At 37.6% G+C, this 23,271-nt stretch carries 19 protein-coding genes; all 19 read left to right on the forward strand.

What is annotated here, in order from left to right; all coding sequences use genetic code 11:
* Positions 1-32: 32 nt before the first annotated feature.
* The 19 genes from JYB62_RS06815 to JYB62_RS06905 all read left to right on the forward strand — a co-directional run bounded on the left by JYB62_RS06815 (position 33) and on the right by JYB62_RS06905 (position 23,163).
* The gene (locus tag JYB62_RS06815) at positions 33-1,841 is read left to right on the forward strand and encodes a type I restriction-modification system subunit M (RefSeq protein ID WP_205644658.1); all 1,809 of its coding nucleotides are present in this window, start codon (positions 33-35) and stop codon (positions 1,839-1,841) included.
* Positions 1,841-3,235 (forward strand): restriction endonuclease subunit S, encoded by a 1,395-nt coding sequence (locus tag JYB62_RS06820; RefSeq protein ID WP_205644659.1) that lies wholly within the window; start codon positions 1,841-1,843, stop codon positions 3,233-3,235. The genes JYB62_RS06815 and JYB62_RS06820 overlap by 1 nt, the downstream gene beginning before the upstream one ends.
* A complete protein-coding gene (locus JYB62_RS06825) occupies positions 3,232-6,249 on the forward strand; it encodes a type I restriction endonuclease subunit R (protein ID WP_205644660.1) in 3,018 nt (1,005 codons plus the stop codon). The genes JYB62_RS06820 and JYB62_RS06825 overlap by 4 nt, the downstream gene beginning before the upstream one ends.
* Positions 6,250-6,252: 3 nt before the next feature.
* Complete coding sequence (gene kwaA / locus JYB62_RS06830; protein ID WP_205644661.1) at positions 6,253-6,816, forward strand: anti-phage protein KwaA; 564 nt, start codon at positions 6,253-6,255, stop codon at positions 6,814-6,816.
* Positions 6,813-7,781, forward strand: coding sequence for a Kiwa anti-phage protein KwaB-like domain-containing protein (locus JYB62_RS06835; RefSeq protein ID WP_205644662.1), 969 nt, complete (start codon positions 6,813-6,815; stop codon positions 7,779-7,781). Before kwaA ends, JYB62_RS06835 begins: the two co-directional genes overlap by 4 nt.
* A 249-nt stretch (positions 7,782-8,030) precedes the next feature.
* Positions 8,031-8,582: an EVE domain-containing protein gene (locus JYB62_RS06840; RefSeq protein WP_205644663.1), complete on the forward strand. Its 552-nt coding sequence runs from the start codon at positions 8,031-8,033 to the stop codon at positions 8,580-8,582.
* Between the two features lie 128 nt (positions 8,583-8,710).
* Positions 8,711-9,253, forward strand: coding sequence for a hypothetical protein (locus tag JYB62_RS06845; RefSeq protein WP_205644664.1), 543 nt, complete (start codon positions 8,711-8,713; stop codon positions 9,251-9,253).
* A 219-nt stretch (positions 9,254-9,472) separates the two neighbouring features.
* Positions 9,473-10,363, forward strand: a complete 891-nt coding sequence (locus tag JYB62_RS06850) for a dioxygenase family protein (protein ID WP_205644665.1) — start codon at positions 9,473-9,475, stop codon at positions 10,361-10,363.
* Positions 10,364-10,549: 186 nt separating this feature from the next.
* A complete protein-coding gene (locus JYB62_RS06855) occupies positions 10,550-11,488 on the forward strand; it encodes a ThuA domain-containing protein (RefSeq protein WP_205644666.1) in 939 nt (312 codons plus the stop codon).
* Between the two features lie 155 nt (positions 11,489-11,643).
* Complete coding sequence (locus tag JYB62_RS06860; RefSeq protein WP_205644667.1) at positions 11,644-12,834, forward strand: serine hydrolase domain-containing protein; 1,191 nt, start codon at positions 11,644-11,646, stop codon at positions 12,832-12,834.
* Positions 12,835-12,841: 7 nt separating this feature from the next.
* Positions 12,842-14,233, forward strand: coding sequence for a sodium:solute symporter family protein (locus tag JYB62_RS06865; RefSeq protein ID WP_205644668.1), 1,392 nt, complete (start codon positions 12,842-12,844; stop codon positions 14,231-14,233).
* 263 nt (positions 14,234-14,496) lie between these two features.
* Complete coding sequence (locus JYB62_RS06870; RefSeq protein WP_205644669.1) at positions 14,497-15,057, forward strand: Crp/Fnr family transcriptional regulator; 561 nt, start codon at positions 14,497-14,499, stop codon at positions 15,055-15,057.
* A 101-nt stretch (positions 15,058-15,158) separates the two neighbouring features.
* Positions 15,159-16,034, forward strand: a complete 876-nt coding sequence (locus tag JYB62_RS06875; RefSeq protein WP_205644670.1) for an alpha/beta fold hydrolase — start codon at positions 15,159-15,161, stop codon at positions 16,032-16,034.
* Between the two features lie 77 nt (positions 16,035-16,111).
* A complete protein-coding gene (locus JYB62_RS06880) occupies positions 16,112-17,179 on the forward strand; it encodes a hypothetical protein (RefSeq protein ID WP_205644671.1) in 1,068 nt (355 codons plus the stop codon).
* Positions 17,180-17,284: 105 nt separating this feature from the next.
* Positions 17,285-18,499 carry an alpha/beta hydrolase-fold protein gene (locus JYB62_RS06885; RefSeq protein ID WP_205644672.1) on the forward strand — a complete coding sequence of 405 codons (1,215 nt, stop codon included), beginning with the start codon at positions 17,285-17,287 and terminating at the stop codon, positions 18,497-18,499.
* Positions 18,500-18,769: 270 nt separating this feature from the next.
* The gene (locus tag JYB62_RS06890) at positions 18,770-20,929 is read left to right on the forward strand and encodes a prolyl oligopeptidase family serine peptidase (protein ID WP_205644673.1); all 2,160 of its coding nucleotides are present in this window, start codon (positions 18,770-18,772) and stop codon (positions 20,927-20,929) included.
* 283 nt (positions 20,930-21,212) lie between these two features.
* On the forward strand, positions 21,213-21,572 hold the full coding sequence (locus tag JYB62_RS06895; protein WP_205644674.1) for a hypothetical protein: 360 nt from the start codon (positions 21,213-21,215) through the stop codon (positions 21,570-21,572).
* 208 nt (positions 21,573-21,780) lie between these two features.
* Entirely contained in the window at positions 21,781-22,023 is a 243-nt protein-coding gene (locus JYB62_RS06900; RefSeq protein WP_205644675.1) for a hypothetical protein, read from the forward strand.
* Between the two features lie 345 nt (positions 22,024-22,368).
* Positions 22,369-23,163, forward strand: coding sequence for a cation transporter (locus tag JYB62_RS06905; protein WP_205644676.1), 795 nt, complete (start codon positions 22,369-22,371; stop codon positions 23,161-23,163).
* Positions 23,164-23,271: the final 108 nt, after the last annotated feature.

Raw genomic sequence — 23,271 nt, forward strand, 5'->3', positions numbered from 1 at the left:
GACTGAAACGAATAAAGAAGAATAGACATAAAATGAATTTAGATACTCAAAGTTTACAACCAATTATCAACTTCATCTGGACTGTTGCGGATGACGTATTGATTAACAAATACCTTGAAAACCAGTATCAGGACGTGATATTGCCAATGACGGTATTGAGAAGGTTGGACTTGGCACTAGAGCCAACAAAAGACAAAGTGCTTAAAACACACAATGAGTTCAAAGGGAAAATTGACAACCTATCAGGACTACTGACAAGCAAAGAACATGGCTCTGGATTGGCGTTTTACAATACTTCGCCTTACACAATGAAAAAGTTGCTGGCTGACCCGAAAAATATTGACGCCAACTTTTTGGACTATCTAAATGGCTATTCTGAAAATGTCCAAGACATTATTTCAAAGTTCAAATTCAGAAACCAATTAGAAACCTTTGAAAATACAGGAATCACTTTTTCCTTGATTGAAAAATTCTGTAGTCCGAAAGTTGAACTACGACCAGAAAAGATTTCGCCTATGGCAATGGGCTACATGTTTGAGGACTTAATCAGACGGTTCAACGAAAAGACCAATGCAGCGGCAGGACGACACTTTACACCAAGAGAAATCATTGAACTGATGACCCATTTGGTTTACCTGCCCGTAAAAGACAAAATACAGCAAGGAACTTACTTGGTTTATGACCCTTGTGCGGGTTCAGGTGCAATGTTGACACAATCTAAACGCTATGCGACCAATCCTGATGGTGAGATAAAATCGAAAGCGACCTTTCACTTGTACGGACAGGAAAATACAGGTGAAATGTATGCTGTGTGTAAATCAGATATGTTGCTAAAAAATGAAGACCCTGACAAAATCAAGTACGGCTCTACGCTTAGCGAATATGGCTTTGACCCTGATTTGAAGTTCAACTTCATGCTGACCAATCCGCCTTATGGAACAAGTTGGAAAGAGGATATTGGAAAACTGAACGTAGGTACAGAAAAGAAAGTCAGCATTGTTGACAGACGATTTAATCTACCAATCAAAACCTTTAAAGGTGAGTTAGAAGAAACTTGCTTGACTTCCAGAAGCAATGATGGGCAGCTCATGTTCATGCTTCACATGCTTTCCAAAATGAAAGACCCAAAAGATGGCGGTAGTCGAATTGCTTCTGTTCAAAATGGTTCCGCCCTATTTACTGGAGATGCTGGAAGCGGAGAAAGCGGAATTCGTCAATATATTTTAGAAAATGACCTTTTGGAATGCATCATACAGTTACCTAATGACATGTTCTACAATACAGGTATTTCAACTTATATCTGGATAATCAGCAATGTGAAAGAAGAACGAAGGAAAGGCAAAGTTCAACTTATCAATGCTTCTTCTGCTGAATTCTACAAGAACATGAGAAAGCCACTTGGTGACAAGCGAGTAGAATTGACAAATGACCACATCATTAAAATTCAGGAACTGTACTTCGCCTTTGAAGAGAATGAATACAGCTTAATTTTTGACAATGAAGATTTTGGTTTCTACCAAATTACTGTACACCAACCTGAAAGAAATGCTAATGGCGAAATAATCAAAGACGCTAAGGGTAAGCCCAAGTCCGATAAGGAGTTGAAAGACACTGAGAATGTACCCATGAAAGAGGACATTCAAGAATATTTTGAACGTGAGGTTTTACCATTTGCTCCTGATGCTTGGTATGATAAGTCCAAAATGAAGTTGGGCTATGAAATTTCTTTCACTAAGTATTTCTACAAACACGAACCACTTCGAGATCTTGCTGATATTGAGAATGATATTATGCAGTTGGAAAAAGAAACAGATGGTTTATTAAAAGAGATTGTGGAATAATGGCAAAGAAGAAATACACAAGCTATAAACCTTCTAAAACGCTTTGGCAAGAGGAAATTCCAAGTCATTGGCAGGAAACTGACTTGAGAATGATTTATACTGAAAACAAAGTCAAGAACATTGGTTTAGTTGAGCGAAATCTTCTTTCTCTGAGTTATGGTAAACTGAAACGCAAGGACATTGACAATGCTACTGGCTTAGTACCCGCTTCATTTGAAGGTTATCAAATAATTGAAGAAGGCTACATTATTCTACGTTTTACCGACCTGCAAAATGATAAAAAGAGCTTGAGAGTTGGCTACTGCCCTGAAAGAGGCATTATCACCAATGCCTATGTTGGTATCGTTCCGAATGAAGATATACATTCCAAATACTTTTATTACCAACTGCACTTTTTAGACACCATAAAGTATTTCTACAATCTTGGCGGTGGAGTAAGACAGTCATTGAGTTACAAAGAATTTAAAAGGGAAACACTGCTAATTCCTGAACCAGAAGAACAAATCAAAATTGCAGCTTTTCTCGATTACAAACTCGCCAAAATCAACAGATTTATCCAAAAGAAAAAGCAACTCATTAAACTACTCAACGAGCAAAAAGCGGCCATTATTAACCAAGCCGTTACCAAAGGCTTAGACCCCAATGCCAAAATGAAAGTTAGTGGCATTGAGTGGTTGGGAATGATACCAGAAAAATGGAGGGTTTGGAAGTTTAAATACTTTACAAAAATACTTTCAGGATTTTCTCCTGAACAAGTCAAGTTTTTAGATGAGGGTGGCGTTGATTATTTCAAGGTTGAGCAATTAAACAATATTGATAATAGATATAGATTGAATGAAAGTACTTGGAGAATTGATGATGCAGAGTTAAAGAAAATTCATCCTAGTAATATTTTATTGATTCCAAAAAGAGGAGCTGCAATCAGCACAAACAAAATTGCAATTACAACTGATAGATCTGTTTTTGACACAAATGTAATGGGGCTCAAGCTAAATTCGAAAATGGTAAATATCGATTTTATTGCACTATGGATAAAGAACAGGAATCTTATTGAAATAGCAGATACTACCACCATCCCTCAAATCAATAACAAACACATAAACCCACTGCAAATAGCTTTGCCAGAATTGGATGAACAGCAGTCTATTATAGACCACATTATATCGGAAGTGGATAATATTGAATTAACTATCAGCAAAATAAACCAGGAAATACTCTTGACCCAAGAATACAAAACAGCCCTTATCGCAGAGGCCGTTACTGGAAAAATTGATGTCAGGGATTTTGAAATTCCAGAATCAATCGAAGATGAGAGTTTTGAAGATTTAGAAGAGGAATTGAGTTTAGCAGCTGAGAATGAAGCGGACTATCAAACCGAAGAAATTGAAGAATGAGTAAAAGTACAGATACCACAGAAAAGGGCTTAGAAAGTCATATCACCAACTATTTGGTAGAGGCGAATAGGTACATCCAAAGAGAAAGTACGGATTACAATAATGTCTCCTGTTTAGATGAAGACTTATTGTTTCAATTTTTAGAAACTACCCAACCCAAAGCGGTCGAGAAGCTCAAGCGGTATCACAAAGAGTTGTATCGCCAAAAAATCATCAAACGTCTGAACGACCGCATTCAAGCCAAAGGGGTAATTGAAGTTTTAAGAAAAGGCATTGTTGATGGCTTTACAGATACCAAACTCAAGCTGTTTTATGACAAGCCTGTTTCGGCTTACAATGCCAGCGCAAGTGCCTTGTACCAAGCTAATATTTTTTCGGTCATTCGTCAGGTCTACTACTCTACTAAAAACAAGAATTCCTTGGATATGGTCGTTTTCATTAACGGCTTGCCTGTCATCACTTTTGAGTTAAAAAATGAACTAACCAAACAGAATGTAAAACACGCCATCAACCAATACAAAAAGGACAGAGACCCTAATGAGGAATTATTTCGCTTGGGGCGTTTGGTTGTCAATTTTGCTGTTGACACAGAAGAAGTTTGGATGTGTACTCAACTAAAAGGCGAGCATTCGTATTTCTTACCATTTAACAAGGGCAATAGCAATGGAGCTGGAAATCCACCAAACCGAGGAATAAAAACAGATTATCTCTGGAAAGAAATCCTAACCAAGGATAGCCTAACAGACATCATTCAAAACTTCTCTCAGCTCATTACCGAAGAAAAAGAATACACGGACGACAAGGGCAAAAAGCGAACTAAAAAGGAAAAAAAACTCATCTTTCCACGTTACCACCAACTATCCGCAGTAAGACAGCTCTTGGCAGATGCACAAGAAAAAGGTTCGGGACAGAAATATTTGATTCAACATTCCGCAGGTTCAGGCAAGTCCAATTCAATCGCTTGGATTTCGCACCAGTTAATTGGCTTGCACGACAAGTCAGGAAGTAACAACATTTTTGATACGGTTATTGTCGTTACAGACCGTAGAGTGTTGGATGCTCAAATCCGAGAAAACATCAAGCAATTTCAACAAGTCAGTGGTGTGGTAGAAGCGATTACCGAAGGAAGTAAGCAACTCAAAACTGCCTTGGAAGACGGAAAGAAAATCATCATAACCACCATTCAGAAGTTTCCGCACATAGTAGAAGAAATTGGAGAATTGCCTGGAAACAATTTTGGAATTGTCATAGATGAAGCTCACAGCAGTTTGAGCGGTCAGATGGCCAGGAAACTTAATGAATCTTTATCCAAACTAAATGATGAAGACGAATTGAAATCTGACTTGGAAGATTATGACGAAAATGAAAACAGTGAAGTAACAGGAGAGGATTTAATCAGGGCTTTAGTGAAGTCAAGAAAACTCTTGCCAAATGCCAGTTATTTTGCTTTTACGGCCACTCCCAAAAACAAGACTTTAGAACTCTTTGGAGTTCCTTATCAAGAAAGAGATAAAACCAAATTCAGAGCTTTCCATCTCTACTCTATGAAGCAGGCGATTGAAGAAGGCTTCATCAAAGATGTATTGCAGAACTACACTACTTATCAAAGCTTCTACGCCTTACTCAAAAAGATTGAGGATGACCCTGAATACGACAAGAAGAAAGCACAAAAGAAACTCAAAGCTTTTGTAGAAAGCCATGAACACGCCATTAAGAAAAAGTCAAAATTGATGGTTGACCATTTTATGGAAAATGTGATTCAGAAAAAGCGAATGGGCGGCAAAGCAAAAGCCATGATGGTAACGAGTAGCCGAAAAAATGCTGTGCAATACAAAAAGGCCTTTGATGCTTATTTGAAATCCATTAACAGTCCTTATAAAGCGGTTGTAGCGTTCTCAGGCGAAATTGACGGAGAAACAGAAGCAAGTTTGAACGGCTTTTCAAGTAGCTCAATACCTTCTGAATTTGAGAAGAATGAATACCGTTTTCTGCTGGTAGCCAATAAATATCAAACTGGTTTTGACCAGCCTTTACTTCACACTATGTATGTAGATAAAAAACTAGGCGGAGTAAATGCAGTTCAAACCCTATCAAGGCTTAACAGAAGTCACCCTTTGAAGAAAGACACTTTTGTGCTTGACTTTGCGAACACAGCAGAAGATATGGAAAATGCTTTCAAGCCATATTTTGAAAGCACAATTCTTGGAGAAGCTACGGATCCAAACAAGCTGTTTGATTTGCAAGATGCTTTAGACAACTATCAAGTGTATTCGCGTGAACAAGTCGAAGATTTTTCAAACAAGATTTTAAATAATGTGCCAGTTGACCAGCTACATGCATCATTAGATGAATCGGCTGCAATTTTCAGAGACGACTTAGAAGAAGAACAGCAAGCAGATTTCAGGGCAAAAGTCAAAACATACGTTCGCCTTTATATTTTCCTTTCTCAGATTGTACCGTTTGAGAATCCTTATTTGGAGCGTCTTTACATTTTCCTGAATCACCTACAAAACAAATTTGGTGGTGATACTTCTGTGGATTTAGCAAAAGGAGTTTTGGACAATATTGACATGGACAGTTACCGCCTACAATTGGAATCAACAACCAATGTGGTTTTAGAGCAGGGCGAAGACTTGAAGCCTATTCCAACCGATATGAGAGGCGGAGTGAGTGATCCTGAAATTGACAAACTTTCAAATATCCTTCAAACTTTCAACGACCGCTACGGAACTGAATTTGAAGACGCAGATAAAGTCCGTCAAATGGCGGAAAATATCGCAACTGATGTAGCTAAGAACAAAGAGTTGATAAGTTCTATTCAACATTCAGACGAACAGAACGCAAGAATCACCAGTGACAAAATTGTAGGAGAAGAACTGCTAAAGCATATCACTACCAACTTTGACCTGTACAAGTTGTATTCGGACAACAAGGAATTTAAAGAGGACTTCTCGGCAATGATGTTCGGTGTTGTGAAAGAATTAATCAACAGAGGAATAAACGCACAGAAGTAAGAGATGAGACTAACAATTCAAATATTGCTTTTCGTTATTTCATACGTTCCATTGTACTTCATTCTGTTTTTTCAAAACCTGAATGACAAACTTTGGACGAAAGCAAATGAATTTATAGGCATCAAAGAAGCCCTGATTTTAAATAAAGTTTCATTGGCCTTTTTAATATTAATTATCGGTTCAGTTTCGCTTTATTTTATCCTCTACAAAATTGTTATCAAGTCATCCCACGAAGAAATTAAGGTTGTCAGAATTCAGGACAATCATGCAGAACATCTCTCTTATTTGGCAACCTATATTCTGCCGTTTATAGGTTTAAAATTTGATACTTGGCAAAATATTCTGTCAACTGTGGCATTGTTCTACATACTTGGGCACATATACATTAAAACCAACCTCATTCTTACAAATCCAACTCTGACCTTGTTCGGATATCATATTTCAAAGATTGAGAACGATAAAGAGAAAATGAAAATCATTATTCATAAACAAGCATTAAAGAAAGGGCAAACAGAGAAGGTGGTTCACTTGACATCTAATGTTTACCTACAAAAGATAACAGAATGACTAGAGACGATCTATTAAATCACTTAGCATTCCTTGATTTAGAGGAAACACCAACAGTTGAAGTCTATATACTTGACCAGCCTGTTGATTCTGAAAACGGAATTGACTTAAATATTTACAAAGGCAGAATGCATGAAGATTTGGATCAACAAATCATTGATACATTCTATCCCAAAATAAGAAGTCGCTTGATAAGACGACAATACGACCTAATTCCATATAATCCAGCACTTACGCCTGATAGAACCGTTAATTGGTTCTATCCAAGTGATGAAGTTCCATTCTATGGTATTGTTCTCGAAAAGTTGGCTGAGTTAGATGATGAAAACCCCATCTATTACGACAACACGACATTACCTTATTCGGATATTTGGGCTTTATGGATAAAGCTTAGTATTCAGGGCAATGATTTCTATTTTTTAAGAAAAATTACGCCTCAGAAAGTTTTAGATACTGGTGGTAAACTTGCCCTCATATTCAGTCAAACAGTTTTCAGAAAACTTGACCAAAACGTTTTGACCATTGATGGAAACTTTGATGTATTTGCATTTAATGGCACTTTGATTTTTGAGAATAAGACCAATTTTGAAAAGACTCTCCTTTACGAAGAAGTCAAGAGACAAGTAGCTAATGAAACCTTGGACGACATACAATCAATTGATATCATTGAGAATTTTGACGAACTGAGAGGGTTTTTAGAAGACGACAAGCATTCGATTAATAAGCTCAACAAATTGAGAGAGAAAGAATACTTCCGACAAAAGACCTTTGCTGACTATCACAGAATAATTCGAGACTATGGAGTTCCTGTGACTGTTGATGAAGCAAACGGAAAATTCAATATTTCGAGTAAAGCGGAAGCCAAACAACTGATTAAAGTTCTAAATGACGACTACTTGAAATCAGAATTAACGGACTTGAAATATTCAGCGAACAGTAAAGAAGAAACTAATGCCAACGCTTAGCATCCATACACATTGGCAAGTCGCTCAAAGCCGACCCGCAAACCAAAACTTGCCAAAGAGTATGGCTGCCCCAACGCACAGACGAACAGAAAAAATAAAGCACAGGCACACAACATTGTGTATAAGCAATAGCGGGTACAGTGCTATTTTGAAACATAAAACTATAAATCAAAGGTCTGTGCTATCTGACAGTTTAGTGGGTTAAAATCCGCTACTGCTCATACACGAGACCGTTGGCGGTAATTTAAAATGAGAAAACTGATAATCATAATTTTCGCAGTAGTCGGATTGGGTTCCTGTAAAACGGATGAATTTTATAATGTAACTAAAATTATTGAAGCACCAGAACAGATACAACTTGACAAACCTTTCAAGTTCAAACTTAAACTCGTAAATAAAACAGATTCCGTTTTACCATTAACACTTGACAAGGATATTACTAAATCAATTCAGTTTTTACCGAATTGGTATTGTGGTGAAGATTTATTAATTGATAGAACTCCAAAACCAGCGAATAAAAAACACAATTACTATTCCGTAAACTTAGAACCAAAAGACTCCTTAACTTTCGAAATGACTGCTGAATTAAAGACCTATTCAAATGCGGACAGTTTATTGTTTATGATTGACAATTATGAAGAGGATTTTAGACTCGCTAACCAAAATTGCAAGGATTTTCATCTAAACTTTGGAGGAATGTGGATTCCAGGGAATGGACCTTTTGATGATTCAATGGAAGGATACAATTTTAGAACGAAAATTAGAATAGAAAATACCGCCAACAATGTATTTAAAAAATAGGCGAAACATCAATAAAATTAAGGCTTGTGGCGGCTATTAAAATTTGTGTTTAGCCGAAAATTTCGAACTTCGAAATCGCCTACTTTTCATATACTAAACGTTAGCAACAAGCAGAACAAAACACAATAATGAAAAATAATTTTAAAGAATTTATTAAAAATATAATACCTGTTCTATTGGGTGTATTAATTGCATTGTGGATAGATAATTGGAATGAAGATAGAAAAGACAGAAAATATATTGACAACTTCTATTTATCTTTAAAAAAGGAATTAGGGGATACCGATAAAGAAATAACTGAAAAAAACCCATACCAAAAAGCATTAGTAGATACCCTTGATTCTTACTCGAATAACGAAACATTACCATTAATTACTATCATTGAAAAAGCTGGGGGCATTAATGGCCCTCGTATCAAACTTAATTACTGGAGGGCATTATCGAACTCCAAAATAGAGTTGATTGAATACGGTAAATTATCTGTTTTGACAGATATAGAAGAAGGGAATGAACTCTTAAAGTACAAACAGAATAAACTTTTGGATTTCATTTATTCCAACCTGACTGAAACGGGTAAAAAAGAAAAAATCTTACTAAAATTAATGATGGAAGAGTTAATGAGAACACAAATAAGTGTACAAAAGGATATCCAAAAAATATTGAATGAATAAATGCCAGTTGCTAACAATGCATAACCGAAATTACAGTGGATTCGACTACGTCCGAATCTACTAGGAATTGCTAAAGTAAGTGCCAAACCGAAAATTAACGCTTATTAACCCGAGACCGTTGTGGGCAAACCACTGGACAAATTAGAACAACTCGAAAAATCCGGATATAGAAGTATCTTACCTAGACATAAGAGTAATAAATCATTTAAAAATGGCACTATGAAAAGAAGATCGTTTATCAAAAATTCATCTCTCACCGCTTTGAGTATTAGCGCATTTGGATCCATTCAATGGAATGGCAAGAGCTTTGTCGGAGACACTCCAACAACCACTGACATTCTTGGACCCTTTTATAGGCCGGGTGCGCCAATGAGAAGTGATATTATTCCACCTGATTCGAAAGGAATTCCGATGAACCTAACTGGAACAATTTTTAAAGAAGATGGAAAAACTCCATTGGACAATGTACACGTTGAAATATGGCAATGTGATGAGAATGAACATTATGACAATACTTCTGATAGTTTTTTATTCAGGGGAGCAATAAAGACCGAGAAGAACGGAAAGTATGCCTTCAAAACTATTGTGCCAGTTCCTTACAAAGCTGACCCTAATAATGATGAATCCTGGCGACCAGCCCATATCCATATGCGGGTTTCCGTTGCCGACCAACAAGACTTAATTACGCAAATTTATTTTAAAGGCGACAAATACAATGATACGGACACATCGGCATCCTCTCCGCAGGCTGTGAACAGAATCTTGGAAATTGTCAAAAATTCATCCGGGGAGCATTCAGTCACATTCGATGTTGTACTGAGTAAAGAATTTCCGCTCGACCAGGAAGTATACAATAAGATTACCGGTCTATACAGAATGGACAGTAACAGTACCCTGGAGTTCATAAAGAGAGACGACTTATTGTTCATGAAAAGAAACGGTCAGTTGATCGCAAGTTTTAATTACATAGGCAACAATACATTTGAATCTGGGAGAGGATCTCTAAAAGTAACCTTCGAGTTGTTACCCAAAGGGGATGCTAAAGTGGTCGTTACCACGCGGGACAACACCTACACGGGTGAGAAATTCTTAAAATACAGTGATGGATAATCTTAGGTAAGGTAATTTGAAACAAAGCTGAAAGCGGCCAGCCCACAACAAAATGTTTGTGCAATGGTGGCAGGATGTCAGGGTATTAAGTTATATTTTTTTATATAGTTTGTGCACGGGGACAGGACGCGGTTTTAATATGCCACCAATGCGCAAACACCAACGTTATCTATAATTATCAGAAACATGAAAAAAACAATCGGCATATTATTAATTACTTTCTCTTTCCCATTATTTGGTCAAGAAAAAATCAATGTCCTGATTCTACAAAACGAGTATGCCCACGATGTGCATATTATAACAGACGTATTTGAGGAAGTACTGAATAACACGGGAAATTATTCGATTGACAAGTTTTTTGTTCAAGAAAAAGATGGCTGGGAGAAATTCAATTATAATTTCAAAGATTATCAATTGATAATATCATCAAGACTTGGTGGTGATATGCCTGAAAAATTAAGAAATGAATTTGTTTATTACATAGCAAATGGAGGTAATCTAGTCATAACTCATCAAGGTGTTAGTTCTTTTTATGATTGGCCAAAATTTCATGAAGTAATTGGGTTAGGATGGTATAAATCAGATGCGGGAGAACATATTTTCTGGAACGAAAGCAGCGGTGATTTTGTCAGAACTCCTATATACCACGGAGTCGGAGTCGGCCATGGAAAACAACATGAATTTCTTGTGACTATGAGAGATACTGAACATCCCATTTCTAAAGGCATTCCAGTAGAGTGGATACAATCAAAAGATGAATTATATCATGGTTTGCGAGGGCCAGCCCAAAATATAACAATTATAGCTACTGCATATTCTGACAAAAACACTTGGGGTTCTGGAGACCATGAACCTATAGCATGGACTACTAATTATGGGAAAGGAAGGGTATTTGTAACTGTTCTTGGACATGTTATGAAACAGGAATACGAGAATGCTATCAATGGAATAAATTCTTGTGAAAATAAAAATGAGGCTATTTACTCTGTTGGTTTTCAAACGCTTTTCGCACGAGGAGCCGAATGGGCTGCTACTGGCAAAGTGAGTATTGAAAATCCTGATAATTTCCCTTCAAAAACGGAATCTAGTTCTGTTGAACCTAGTAAAGTTAAATGGAAGAAATAAAAAATGTAGCTAACACCGTGTAAAAATAATTGCTTGGTTCTCGCCTATTAGAAAATCATTATGGTTTTTCTATGATTCGTTCCATTTTTAGTAAGTTAGTTGCTTGCACACGCAACTATCTTTACACAAACCGTTATCAACAATAAATACAAACTATGGATAATAAGGTTATCACTATTATCAGTATCCTTTTTTTCTTTTTATCATCATGTGATAATCACAATAAAGAAAATCAGTTTCCCACTGCATCTTGGAAAATTTCAACTTTTGAGGCTGAAGGCCTGAATAGTAAGCCTTTTGATGATTTATTGAATAGGATTGCAAATGGAGTTTACGGTAATGTTGACCAACTGCTCTTAATTAAAAATGGAAAGTTGGTATTTGACCAATCATTTACGAATGACTACGAAAAAATAAGTAAAGGAAAGTCAGGTGTTCTTGGATGCGGATTTGCAACCTGTGAAGATTCGACGATTTTTGGAGACTATAATTATTATCATCCCAATTGGCATCCATATTATCAAAATCAAAAGATTCACACCCTACAATCTGTTACCAAATCAATTGCTTCTATTATGATTGGCGTTGCAATTAAAGAAGGTGATATTAGCAGTACAGACGTCAGAGTAATTGATTTTTTTGAAGATTACGACTTATCAATGGCTGACGAATCTCTCAAAACTGCAACCTTAGAAAATTTGCTGACTATGCAACTGGGGATGGAATGGCATGAAATAGACAGGCCAATAGATTCAACAAATACTACCGGACAGCTTGAAGCAAGTCAAGATTGGATTCAGTTTACATTGAATCAACCCATGGACACGATTCCAGGAACTAAATGGGTTTATAATAGCGGGGGGAGTCAACTAATGTCAGGGATCATCAAAAAAGCAACTGGATTATACATTGACGAATATGCAGAGAAACATCTATTTACACCTCTGGGAATAGAAAACTATCATTGGAAAAAAACACCCACTGGATATACCGATACTGAGGGTGGATTGTATTTAGAAGGCCAAGATTTGGCGAAAATTGGTTTTTTAATGCTAAGAGAAGGTAAATGGAATGGACAACAGATAATTTCTTCTGAGTGGGTAAAAAAGAGTGTCACAAAACAGGTCTCTTTCGACAAAGAAAAAGGATATGGGTATCAATGGTGGAGAGACGATCAAGATGGTGTAGAAATCTGGGCTTGTCATGGTTTTGGTAATCAATACCTTCTGGTATTTCCAAAATTCGAAACTATAGCAGTGGTTAATAGTTGGAACATATTTGATGAAGAAACGGAGAATATTTTGGAAGCAACTAACACAGCTGTGATTCAGTCAAACTCTCAATAAGAGTCATATGAACTCAAGCCAATGGGTAATCCTAATTTTCGGAATATTGTATTTTAGCTTCATCCTCTTTACCCGAAAAAAAGGAAATTTTGAGGAGTATTCAGTAGCAGGAAGAGGCCTTGGCTTTTTTCTTATTTTTTCTTCGCTTTGTGCTTCTTTTATAGGGCCAGGTTGGTCTATGGGGTTAGTGAGGGAAGGTTTTTCAAGAGGTATGTTTTTGGCTTATCTTCTTCCGCTTTGTGGATTGGGTTTGATACTGGTTGGCATCTTTTTAGTTCCCAGAATTAGAAATAAATTCAATGATATATATTCTATTGGAGATTTAGTTGGAGGTATAAAAAGTCACAATCATAAATTTGTTCGACTGGCTACTGGAGTTTTCTCTCTTCTTTTTTTCGGGTCTATCACAGTGGCTATGAGTTATGCCGGTGGTGAATTAGTGAATAACGTTTTTGGCTTTTCTAAAATATGGTCTATAGTAATAGTAACTACCATTGTAATATGCTATTCTTATTTTGGTGGTATTAGGGCTACTATTCAAACAGATTCAATTCAATTTGTTCATTTTATAATTCTGATACCCATATTGGCTATTTTGATATTATCTGAGGACCGGTTTATTTGGAAAGATTACATAGAGGCAACTTCTTCCAAGACAACAAGCGCATTTGATTCGCATCCAATAATTGGAATCTTCAGTTTCGGAGTATTATGGCTTCTTAGCTCAACAGGCCTTGATTCAGGTGGACTAGGGAGGTTTCTTGCTTCAAAAAGCAATAAAGTTGCTCGAAATTCGACTGTTGCCGCAGGTGTATTTATGGCCATATGGCTTGTCTTAATGGTTTTTATAGGAAGTACAGGGTATTACTTATATCCTGAACTTGATAATAATGATCAAGTATTACTTCATATTGCTTCAGAACATTTTCCTGGCATACTCTATGGCATTTTCATTATTGCCATGTTAGGTGTAGTCATGTCGTCTCAGGATACTGTACTAAATGCAGGCAGTATCCTATTTAGTGAAGATATTATAGGCGTGTTGAAGCCAATGACAGAAAAACAAAAACTTAAAGCTGCGAAACTATATACCCTGTTAATGGGAATAATCTGCATAATTATAGCTAGTTATCTGTCTTCAATTCTTGAAGTGATAATGATTATTACCGAGTTCTACATTCCAGTTATGATACCAGTAATTGTTTTTTCAATTCTTAAGAAAAATTTTCATTGGCAAGCTGCTTTAATATCTATGTTCGTTGGCTTTATTTCATACATCATTTGGAGACAGTTTTTGAGTTTTCTTTTACCTGAGTTAGTAGCGGCTTTAACCCTAAGTACTTTATCATATTTTGTAAGTGATTATATTCTAGCTAAAAAACTAAGATTAAATGATTAGTCTCTAGCCTATTAAAAAGGAAATAATATTGAAATGTGAATGAAATAACTGTTGCTAACACAGTGTATAAAGCATAGCTAATAAGTGTTAAACCCAAAGGTTTACGTATATTTAGAAAGCCCGACAAATTTTTAATTTGGCTTTTAAATAAGAGAAAAATTAAAAACAAAATATAAAAATTCGGCTCTGTGTTAATCCGAAAAGTTAGTCTCTTTTTACACACTACGTTTCATACACAAGACCGTTGTGTGCAAGCAAAAACAATGAAAGACTTCTTAAATAAAATACATTCAATAGATCAAAAAATTCTTGAGGAGTACATTTCTCAATGGACTGAATACAAGGCTCCTAGAAAAACCATAATGACAGCTCCAGGCGAAACGGAACGATACATGTATTTTGTGCTAGACGGGATTCAAAAATCCTATTATTTAAAGAAGGATAAACAACACGTCATTGCTTTTACCTATCCTCCCTCGTTTAGCGGAATACCAGAATCCTTTCTTACCCAAACACCATCAAAGTACTTCATAGAGACCATTACAGAAAGTTCATTTCTTCGGATTTCTTTTGAAAAACATCAACAACTAATGCAAGAATATCGGGAGATAGAAACGCTGTTTAGAAAAGCCACTGAACTCGTATTAATCGGCATGGTACAACGCCACTATGAGTTAATGGCATTTGATATAAATGAGCGATTTAAATCCTTTGCTCAAAGAAGTCCACACCTGTTCAGTTTAGTTGCTCACAAAGACCTGGCTTCCTACTTGCGGATCGACTCAACGAACTTCAGCAAGTTGTTCAACACGATTAAGATTTAGAATCTTGGTTTATACCAAAAATAAGCCGGGTTAGGTGTCTGACATTTGTTTAAAATTAATAAACAATGAAACGGGCTATTAACATTTTAATCTTAATCATCATGAGTACAACAGCATTTTCCCAATCATGGGTAGACACATCCCTTTATCCATTTGAAAACAAATACCTGCGATTGGAAGCAGGCAACGTGCATTATGTGGATGAAGGAAAAGGTGATATTATTCTCTTCGTTCACGGCACTCCAACATGGTCATTCTTATACAGGGATTTTATAAAAGAACTTTCAAAAGAAAATCGTTGCATTGCCTTAGACCACTTAGGGTTTGGCTTATCTGACAAACCGGACTCAGCCACTGGAACACCTGAATGGCATTCGGACAATCTTAGCGAATTCATCAAAAAACTGGACCTTCAAAACATCACTTTGATTGTGCATGATTTTGGAGGCCCTATCGGATTAGCAGCGGGCATTAAAAATTCAGAAAGAATTAAAAGAGTTGTATTGTTCAACTCCTGGTTTTGGGCTACTGATCAAAGAAAGGATGCTGAAAAAATAAATAAGATCGCTAACAGCTGGTTTGGCAAGTTTATGTATCTCAATATGAATTTCTCTGTGAAGGTACTTTTGAAAAAAGGCTTTGCAAACAAGAAAAATCTATCGAAAGAAGTTCATCAACAGTACATCAATCCATTTCCAGACAAAAACTCCAGAATTCCTTTACTCAATCTTGCCAAAGCGTTGGTCGGTTCATCGGATTGGTATCAGAAACAATGGGAGCAGCTTGACCTTTTATCAGACAAAGAATGGCTAATTCTATGGGGAACTGAAGACGCATTCATTACAATGGACAACTTGGAGAAATGGCAAAAAAGGCTTTCAAATTCTAAAACGAAAGAATTTGATTGTGGTCATTTTGTTCAAGAAGAAGCTACAGAGGCTTCAATCAAAGAAATAACTAACTTCATGAATAAATAAAGTCAACACACGACAAGGTGTATAGGGCATACCCTGCGGGATACGCACTATACACCAACCATGAGCAATTATACATTATGAAAAAATTTCTATTAATACCCATCCTACTTACTGTACTTTCTTGTGCTGAAACAAAAAATAATAAAGAGACAGATAAATCCTTAATGGACAAAAGTCACTTTAGACATCTACGTTATTTGCTTAATGTTAAAAATGAAACTGCTAAAAAATATTGGCCTGATTTCGCAGAACAAGACTTTTTTCAAACTGTTGTATATTATTCCAGAGAAAATACCTACGTACTTAATCCGAGCGACCATATTCTCAATAACTTCGATTATCAAGAGATCGGAAATTTTAACGAGGTAAAAGTCATCCAACTACCAGATAGTTATACTGACACGACGGCTTTTAAATTTGAGACAAGTGTAGGGATGGACAGTACTGAGCTTCATTACAAGAAGCCGGTTTTATATTTTCAAAGTTTTGAACTCTCCAAGAAGTTTCCTGAAGTAGGTGTAAATGATCTGGAGGATTGGTCCTTGATGGTGATACATGAGCTGTTCCATGGCTATCAATGGTCAAAACCAAAAATGTTTGCGCTAGCAAGAGCCACTTCTATACCTGGCGGACCAGATGAATTTCTTGGTTCATACCGCAGAGATCTTAATTGGTACAAAGAAAGTGTGAAAAGGGAAAATGATGTACTAAAAGCAATTTGGATTGACGGAGCAGACTTAAATCAGAATCTAAAGCAATTTGACTCTCTACGTGATCTAAGGATTGAAAGAATTAAACGAGAATACGATGTTGATATTCGAGCGGCTGAAGATTATGAAAACACCATTGAAGGAAACGCACGCTATTTTGACTCGTTCACCAGACGATACTTAGCCGAAAACAAACCGGACGTCTCTTTTTTGACCGAGGGAGATAAAAAGGACATTATTGATAGGTTCAATAGCTATAAGGTTTCAACAGACAGCTTAAATTATAATATCACTAAGGATAGATACTGGTATCCTCTTGGCTTTAACATGTCTATGATCCTGGAAAAATACGATTCCGATTTTAAGAATAAAATTTATACTGAAAAGGTGACCCTTCGTGATTTATTGGAAGAATTAAAAAGCTCACAACAATAAATAAACGGTATTAAAATGACCGTTTATTAAGATCGTTAGCCTCAATTACTAAAAATAAATTATATGATTAATAAGCCGCTAATAATACTTATAATCTCACTAATAATGATTATTCATAATTCATTATTTTCTCAATCAAAAAAGGACCAACAGTATTTATTTGAAATAGGGCTTGTTGATAGTTTATATTCAAAAACATTAGGTGAATACAGAAAGATCTGGGTACATGTACCGGAAAGTGTAACATCTGACAAAAACAAAAAATATCCGGTTCTCATCGTTTTAGATGGAGATACACAGCTACTTAAAATTAGAGCAATTCTGCAGCAACTTGAAAGGGTTAAAGTACCCGAAATGATTATTATTGGAGTGGATAATAATACTAACAGACTAAGAGATTTAACACCAACAAAACCCCACAATCCAAGTCCGGCTTCTCCTTTACCTGGTGGTGGGGAGAAATTTACTCAGTTTATTCAAAATGAATTGCTTCCTTATGTAGATAGCAAATATCCTACAACACCTTATCGCACCTTTTTTGGACATTCTATTGGGGGTTTACTTGTATTAAATTCATTATTTTTAAATTCCGCTAGTTTTGATAACTATATAGCAATTGAACCCAGTCTATGGAGGGGTGGCGATTACGATTATTTAAAAGAGTATTCGACTTATTTAAAGAACACTCAATTTTTTCAAAAATCACTTTTTGTAGGAGTTGCTAATACGATGTCAAGATTAAATTTAAATCTTGACACGACTTCTGTTTTAAAAGATAACTCAAGAGCAACAGAACATATTCGTCATATTTTGACCTTTGCAAAGACAGCAAGTGAAACTAATCAAAATAAACTAAATTTTGATTGGAAGTATTATGACAATGAAGACCATAATAGTGTTGTTCTAAGATCAACCTATGATGCTTTATGTTTTCTCTTTAGTTGGTATCCAGAAAATAAAAATGATTTGATGAAAATTAAAAACGCTGATACGCCTGTAGACGAAGCACTCAACATATTTAATAAACGAAATAAAGAACTAAGTAGTCATTTTGGGTATACTGTTATGCCGGAAGAACAAGTAATAAATCGACTTGGTTATCAATTATTATCGATGGGTCAGAGTGAAAAATCATATGCTTTCTTTAAAATGAACATTGACTATTATCCCAAAAGTCCTAATGTATATGATTCTATGGCAGATTATTTTGAATCTGAAAAAGACAAAGAAAACGCTTTAAAGTATGCAAGAATAGCATATGAAATTAGTGGCGAAGACTACTATAAGGATAGAATAAAAAAGCTTGAATCAAATAAATAATAGAGGCTAACAACACCTAAGAAAACATGGGTCGGACAGTGGTTCCCGCAAGGTTCGTTCTTCGTGGCCTTCTTTGTTACAGACGAAGAGAAAAGTACTCTGAAAGGCCCCAAGCTTCTTTACTCCAAGCTGTTATATTCCAGAGAAGAGGTAAGGAGAAAACCAAAAAAATCCGACTTGGAAAACCTTCAGAAAACGTACGCTCCATTGGCGAGAGCGCTATTTGAGCAGTATAAGATTATTTCACTAGACAATTACTAAAACAAACACATGCAACAGATCTCTTTTTGGCAAACATGGGTAGTGGCAGGCTTACTGATGATGTTGCCCTCAATAGTAACAGCACAGGAAGGTGAGCTCACTCTTGATGACCTATTCGCAACGCCAAAATTGACGGGAACAACCCCGTCCCAACCCACTTGGGCACCAAACAGCAAGCACTTTGCCTTTTCCTGGAGTGAACCAGGAAATCCTAGGCGTGGCCTCTGGGTCTTCACAAGCGATGGGAAGCAAGTGCGCCTTAATTCCGATACGGCATCCGAGTCAGTGCGCGATATTGCATGGACCGACGCGAACACAATCGTCAGCCTCCGAGGCAACAACTTATGGCAGACTTCGCTGAGCCAGGGAAAAGACCTCCAGTTGATGCCCGTCCAGGCAGATGCACATAACCTGTCGATATCGCCAAACGGCAAGCAAGCGGCATATATACGGAACGGTGACCTTTGGCTTGCTGACTTCCCTTCCAAACAGAATCGCCAGCTCACCAAGATCGGCATCGCCAGTCTCTCGAGCTTACAGAAGGGGCGATACAGCCGACCGGAACGTGAAATCGGTCCAGGCATCTGGAGTGGGCCAACTTACAAATGGTCCCCGGATGGCAAAACAATTGCGTTTCATATCGTTGACAGACGTGAGATGCGAAAGGTACCGTTCCCGGATTACCTCGCTGATGAAACGAATCCCAACGTAGTACGCAGAAGTTACCCGGGCGATCCAAATGAGATTCGTAGGGTTGGACTGCTCGATGTAGAAAGTGGTAACATTATATACCTAGATTTGCCAGATCCGCATGCCAACCAGGTCATCGACTTCAACTGGTCACCAAGCGGTGCGCTGCTGGTGGATATCGCATCCGACACGGCGGTTGAACGTAAGTTGTTTGTAGTTGCACCCGGAGAAAGCCAACTGCGCGAGATTTGGCGAGGTGTTCGAGAGAGCCGCATGTATACATCGTTTGGGTCTACCTGGCATCCGGATGGAAAAAAGGTTGTTTTCTTAAGCGATTTGGGTGATCGCTACGGCCTGTTCACGATCGATGCCTCACCGTCTGGGGATCGTCCGCAGCTCCTGACAGATTCGTCCTACGATGTACTATCCGTTCCAAGTATTGCTGGTGATGCACTGTTTTATCCAGGCAACGGTGTCAATCCGTACGAACAACACGTGTATCGCCTGAAAATGTCCGGTGGCGATCCAGAGCAGGTGACGGGTCTTTCGGGCCGGAACGATGGCTACCCCTCACCGGATGGCCGGCACTTGGTGTTCATGCACAGCAACGACACATCACCGCCCGAGCTTTATGTGGTAAGCAGCGAGGGTGGTGACGCTACGCGAGTAACCAACTCGCCCTTGCCCGCCTTTACGGAGCGAACCTGGGCAGCTGCCGAATACGTTAGTTTCCCCAGTCTTGTAGATGAATACACGCTCCATGCCAGGATTCTGAAACCTACTAACATGCAGCCCGGCAAGAAGTATCCCGTACTGTTTGGGCCCGTGTATTCAAATACAGCGAGGAACCGCTGGGCAGGTAACTACAGCCTCGTACAGCAGCTGTTGGTCAGGAAGGGATATATTATCGTACAAGTGGATTCACGAGGTAGCGACGGTTATGGCCGAGCATTCCGAGAAGAGTTTTTGCTGGGTTTTGCGGACCAGGACATTGAGGATTATGCAAGTGCCGTTGCCTACATGGAGTCACTGGATTATGTAGATCCCGATCGCATCGGGATTTGGGGCAGCAGTTACGGTGGCACACTCTCCGTTTATTCGCTGTTGATGAAGCCGGGCTTATTCCAGGTGGGTGTTGCTGCAGCGGCGGCTGTTGACCCGATGTTCTTTGGCACGGACGACGTTGCGATTGTTCGTACCCCACAGACACACCCGGAGATCTTCGAAAGAAAAGCGCTCAACTATGCATCAAATCTGCAGGACAAACTCCTGTTTATCCATGGTATGCAAGACCATGTGGTGCCCTTCAAGACAGTGGCCGTGTTAGCTGAAGAACTGATTAAACAGGGTAAAGACTTCGACTTTGCGTTTGCTCCGGGTGCGACGCATGGATGGAGCCGTGAGCAGAATTATGATCGCTACCTATTTGGAAAGATAATCGAATACTTTGACCGACACCTAGCCGTTCCGTCAAAGTAGATGTTTGTAGGTCTCTTGTTTCTAGGGGTTGAGGAACACCGTATAACAAACGATATACCACATGCCTCACCTGAGTTATCTGAAAGTGAAACGCAACAAAGAAACATTACCGATATTTGAAAGCCCAGAGGCATGTGCCATATCTGGACGTTAGCAAATAATATTTTTCAGATTTTTTTAGGTAAAACAAAAACAAGCCAATTTAGGTAGTATACAAAGCAATAGGTTATTTTTCTAATTGACTACTTATTCGTTGAAAACCAACTGCAAACTAATACAAACCATGAAGCTCTTGTTTTTACTACTCTGCTTGACTTTTGTCACCACTTATGAAGTTTTTGCACAAACAGTTTTTGTGCTCAAACCCTCCCAAAGTATGATCATAACAGGAAAAGGACCTGGTCAAGACGCGACGATTAATCCTTATCGAGGACAGGATTGCTATGCAATTGTTGAAAATATTGGGGACAGGCAATTTTCGGTTAGAATTCAACAAGACGGAAAAATCATCAATGAAATCACCATTCTTAAAGGGGAATCAAAAAAGATCAAACTTTTAAAAGATCATGAACTCTACCTAGATCCAAATCCAAAAGGCACCGCAAAAGCCAGTGTGGATTATGAAAAAATAAGTGGTAAGTGAATGTTTATTCCAAGCGATATTTTTTAATTCCTGTTAAAGTAGTGTCTATAAAGTAAACATGATTTATGACGAGGATTTAAGTTGAATACCTCCAGTTAGGTTTTCTAGCCCCTTCCCTATTTTTATTTATTACAATTCCATATTCCCTGTACTCCAAGGTTTTATGTGATTTTTAAAGTAAATTCATAGACATTAAAATCGCAAAGCCATGTCTATCCGAATCGCATCCAGTTGCAACCACTGCAACTCTTTTTCCGAATCCCACATGTGCAAAACACATGATTTAAAAGTCAGTGAGGAATACACATGTGACCAATTTTCTATTCTTCAGCAATTAAACAAATCCATGCATTGCAATAGTTGCCAACGAATGAATCGGGCAGATTGCGAACATCCCGATTTGGCTGCCGAAGGAATGCTATGTGCAAGTTGGGCTCCGAAGGTTTCTTGAATAAAAGAGTGCTTCTTGAATAGTTAAGGCCCAAAGAAGCTTAGGGAATGCCTTTTCCTCAGAAATTAAGAAGAGATTCTACTACTTTATCATAAAAGTGGATTAGGTAGCTTATGACTAAAATTAATGATACCTGAATGCCCCATCCCCAATTCTTAAAAAGTCTTTACCGAATAGCAAACTCCTTTTTCCCTACATTCGAGCATTATGAAATCTACCTAGAATCATTTTGATAGTGAGAAAAGGATCATTAACTACTAAATAATAAACTTACATCAAGGTTAACTGTGGCTTAATACAAATTCTGTGTAGCTTTTATAAACCACACTCAAAGCTTCCCCCTGAATGGAAAAATCAACCTTTGAAATTCCAAAAATGGACTGTCCTTCCGAGGAAAATTTAATCCGGATGAAGCTAGATGGATTAGCAGGTATTAAACAATTGAAATTTGATATTCCTAATAGAAAATTAACTATTTATCATCAAGGGGAGACTGAAAAAATTGAAGGATCCATTTTGGATTTGAATTTGGGTAGTAAAAGGCTGAAAACAGAAAAAATAGAGCAATTAGATTTCGAAGAAACTACCCAGCAGAGAAAATTACTCTGGGCAGTCCTAGCGATCAACTTTTCCTTTTTCCTCATTGAACTTACCACTGGTCTAATTTCAAAATCCATGGGCTTGGTGGCAGATAGTCTGGATATGCTTGCCGATGCTTTTGTTTATGGAATCAGCCTCTTTGCAGTGGGTGGAACACTGATGCGGAAAAAGAAAATTGCAAAGCTAGCAGGCTATTTTCAAATCCTATTGGCTGCATTCGGGTTCTTGGAAGTATTGAGAAGATTTTTCGGAACAGAAAACCTCCCCCACTTTACTACCATGATTTACATTTCTGTCTTGGCTTTGGTAGCAAACGGAATATGTCTCTATTTATTACAACAATCAAAAGGGAAGGAAGAAGCACATATGAAAGCCAGTATGATCTTCACTTCCAATGATGTCATCATCAATTTAGGAGTCATTATAGCTGGACTTTTGGTGCATTGGTTAAACTCCAATAAGCCAGATTTAATTATTGGGAGCATCGTTTTTGTTTTGGTGGTGCAAGGAGCTGTCAGGATATTGAAATTAGGAAAATAAATCCCTAGTCACTTTTAGCTAATTTCTTTAAAAAATCTTCAAACTGAACCCACCAAAGATTTATAGGATTTTGGTAAATTAATTTGCTTTTACTTACTGGAATTAGTC

The organism is Algoriphagus lutimaris, assembly GCF_017051705.1.
Classification (GTDB): Bacteria; Bacteroidota; Bacteroidia; order Cytophagales; family Cyclobacteriaceae; genus Algoriphagus; species Algoriphagus lutimaris.

Excerpts from the sequence above, each read along its gene's own strand:
- JYB62_RS06815 (WP_205644658.1), top strand. The coding sequence starts at position 33 with ATGAATTTAGATACTCAAAGTTTACAACCAATTATCAACTTCATCTGG.
- JYB62_RS06860 (WP_205644667.1), top strand. The coding sequence starts at position 11,644 with ATGGATAATAAGGTTATCACTATTATCAGTATCCTTTTTTTCTTTTTA.
- JYB62_RS06870 (WP_205644669.1), top strand. The coding sequence starts at position 14,497 with ATGAAAGACTTCTTAAATAAAATACATTCAATAGATCAAAAAATTCTT.
- JYB62_RS06855 (WP_205644666.1), top strand. The coding sequence starts at position 10,550 with ATGAAAAAAACAATCGGCATATTATTAATTACTTTCTCTTTCCCATTA.
- JYB62_RS06880 (WP_205644671.1), top strand. The coding sequence starts at position 16,112 with ATGAAAAAATTTCTATTAATACCCATCCTACTTACTGTACTTTCTTGT.
- JYB62_RS06865 (WP_205644668.1), top strand. The coding sequence starts at position 12,842 with ATGAACTCAAGCCAATGGGTAATCCTAATTTTCGGAATATTGTATTTT.
- JYB62_RS06895 (WP_205644674.1), top strand. The coding sequence starts at position 21,213 with ATGAAGCTCTTGTTTTTACTACTCTGCTTGACTTTTGTCACCACTTAT.
- JYB62_RS06885 (WP_205644672.1), top strand. The coding sequence starts at position 17,285 with ATGATTATTCATAATTCATTATTTTCTCAATCAAAAAAGGACCAACAG.
- JYB62_RS06875 (WP_205644670.1), top strand. The coding sequence starts at position 15,159 with ATGAGTACAACAGCATTTTCCCAATCATGGGTAGACACATCCCTTTAT.
- JYB62_RS06905 (WP_205644676.1), top strand. The coding sequence starts at position 22,369 with ATGGAAAAATCAACCTTTGAAATTCCAAAAATGGACTGTCCTTCCGAG.
- JYB62_RS06835 (WP_205644662.1), top strand. The coding sequence starts at position 6,813 with ATGACTAGAGACGATCTATTAAATCACTTAGCATTCCTTGATTTAGAG.
- kwaA (WP_205644661.1), top strand. The coding sequence starts at position 6,253 with ATGAGACTAACAATTCAAATATTGCTTTTCGTTATTTCATACGTTCCA.
- JYB62_RS06820 (WP_205644659.1), top strand. The coding sequence starts at position 1,841 with ATGGCAAAGAAGAAATACACAAGCTATAAACCTTCTAAAACGCTTTGG.
- JYB62_RS06840 (WP_205644663.1), top strand. The coding sequence starts at position 8,031 with ATGAGAAAACTGATAATCATAATTTTCGCAGTAGTCGGATTGGGTTCC.
- JYB62_RS06900 (WP_205644675.1), top strand. The coding sequence starts at position 21,781 with ATGTCTATCCGAATCGCATCCAGTTGCAACCACTGCAACTCTTTTTCC.
- JYB62_RS06845 (WP_205644664.1), top strand. The coding sequence starts at position 8,711 with ATGAAAAATAATTTTAAAGAATTTATTAAAAATATAATACCTGTTCTA.
- JYB62_RS06850 (WP_205644665.1), top strand. The coding sequence starts at position 9,473 with ATGAAAAGAAGATCGTTTATCAAAAATTCATCTCTCACCGCTTTGAGT.
- JYB62_RS06825 (WP_205644660.1), top strand. The coding sequence starts at position 3,232 with ATGAGTAAAAGTACAGATACCACAGAAAAGGGCTTAGAAAGTCATATC.
- JYB62_RS06890 (WP_205644673.1), top strand. The coding sequence starts at position 18,770 with ATGCAACAGATCTCTTTTTGGCAAACATGGGTAGTGGCAGGCTTACTG.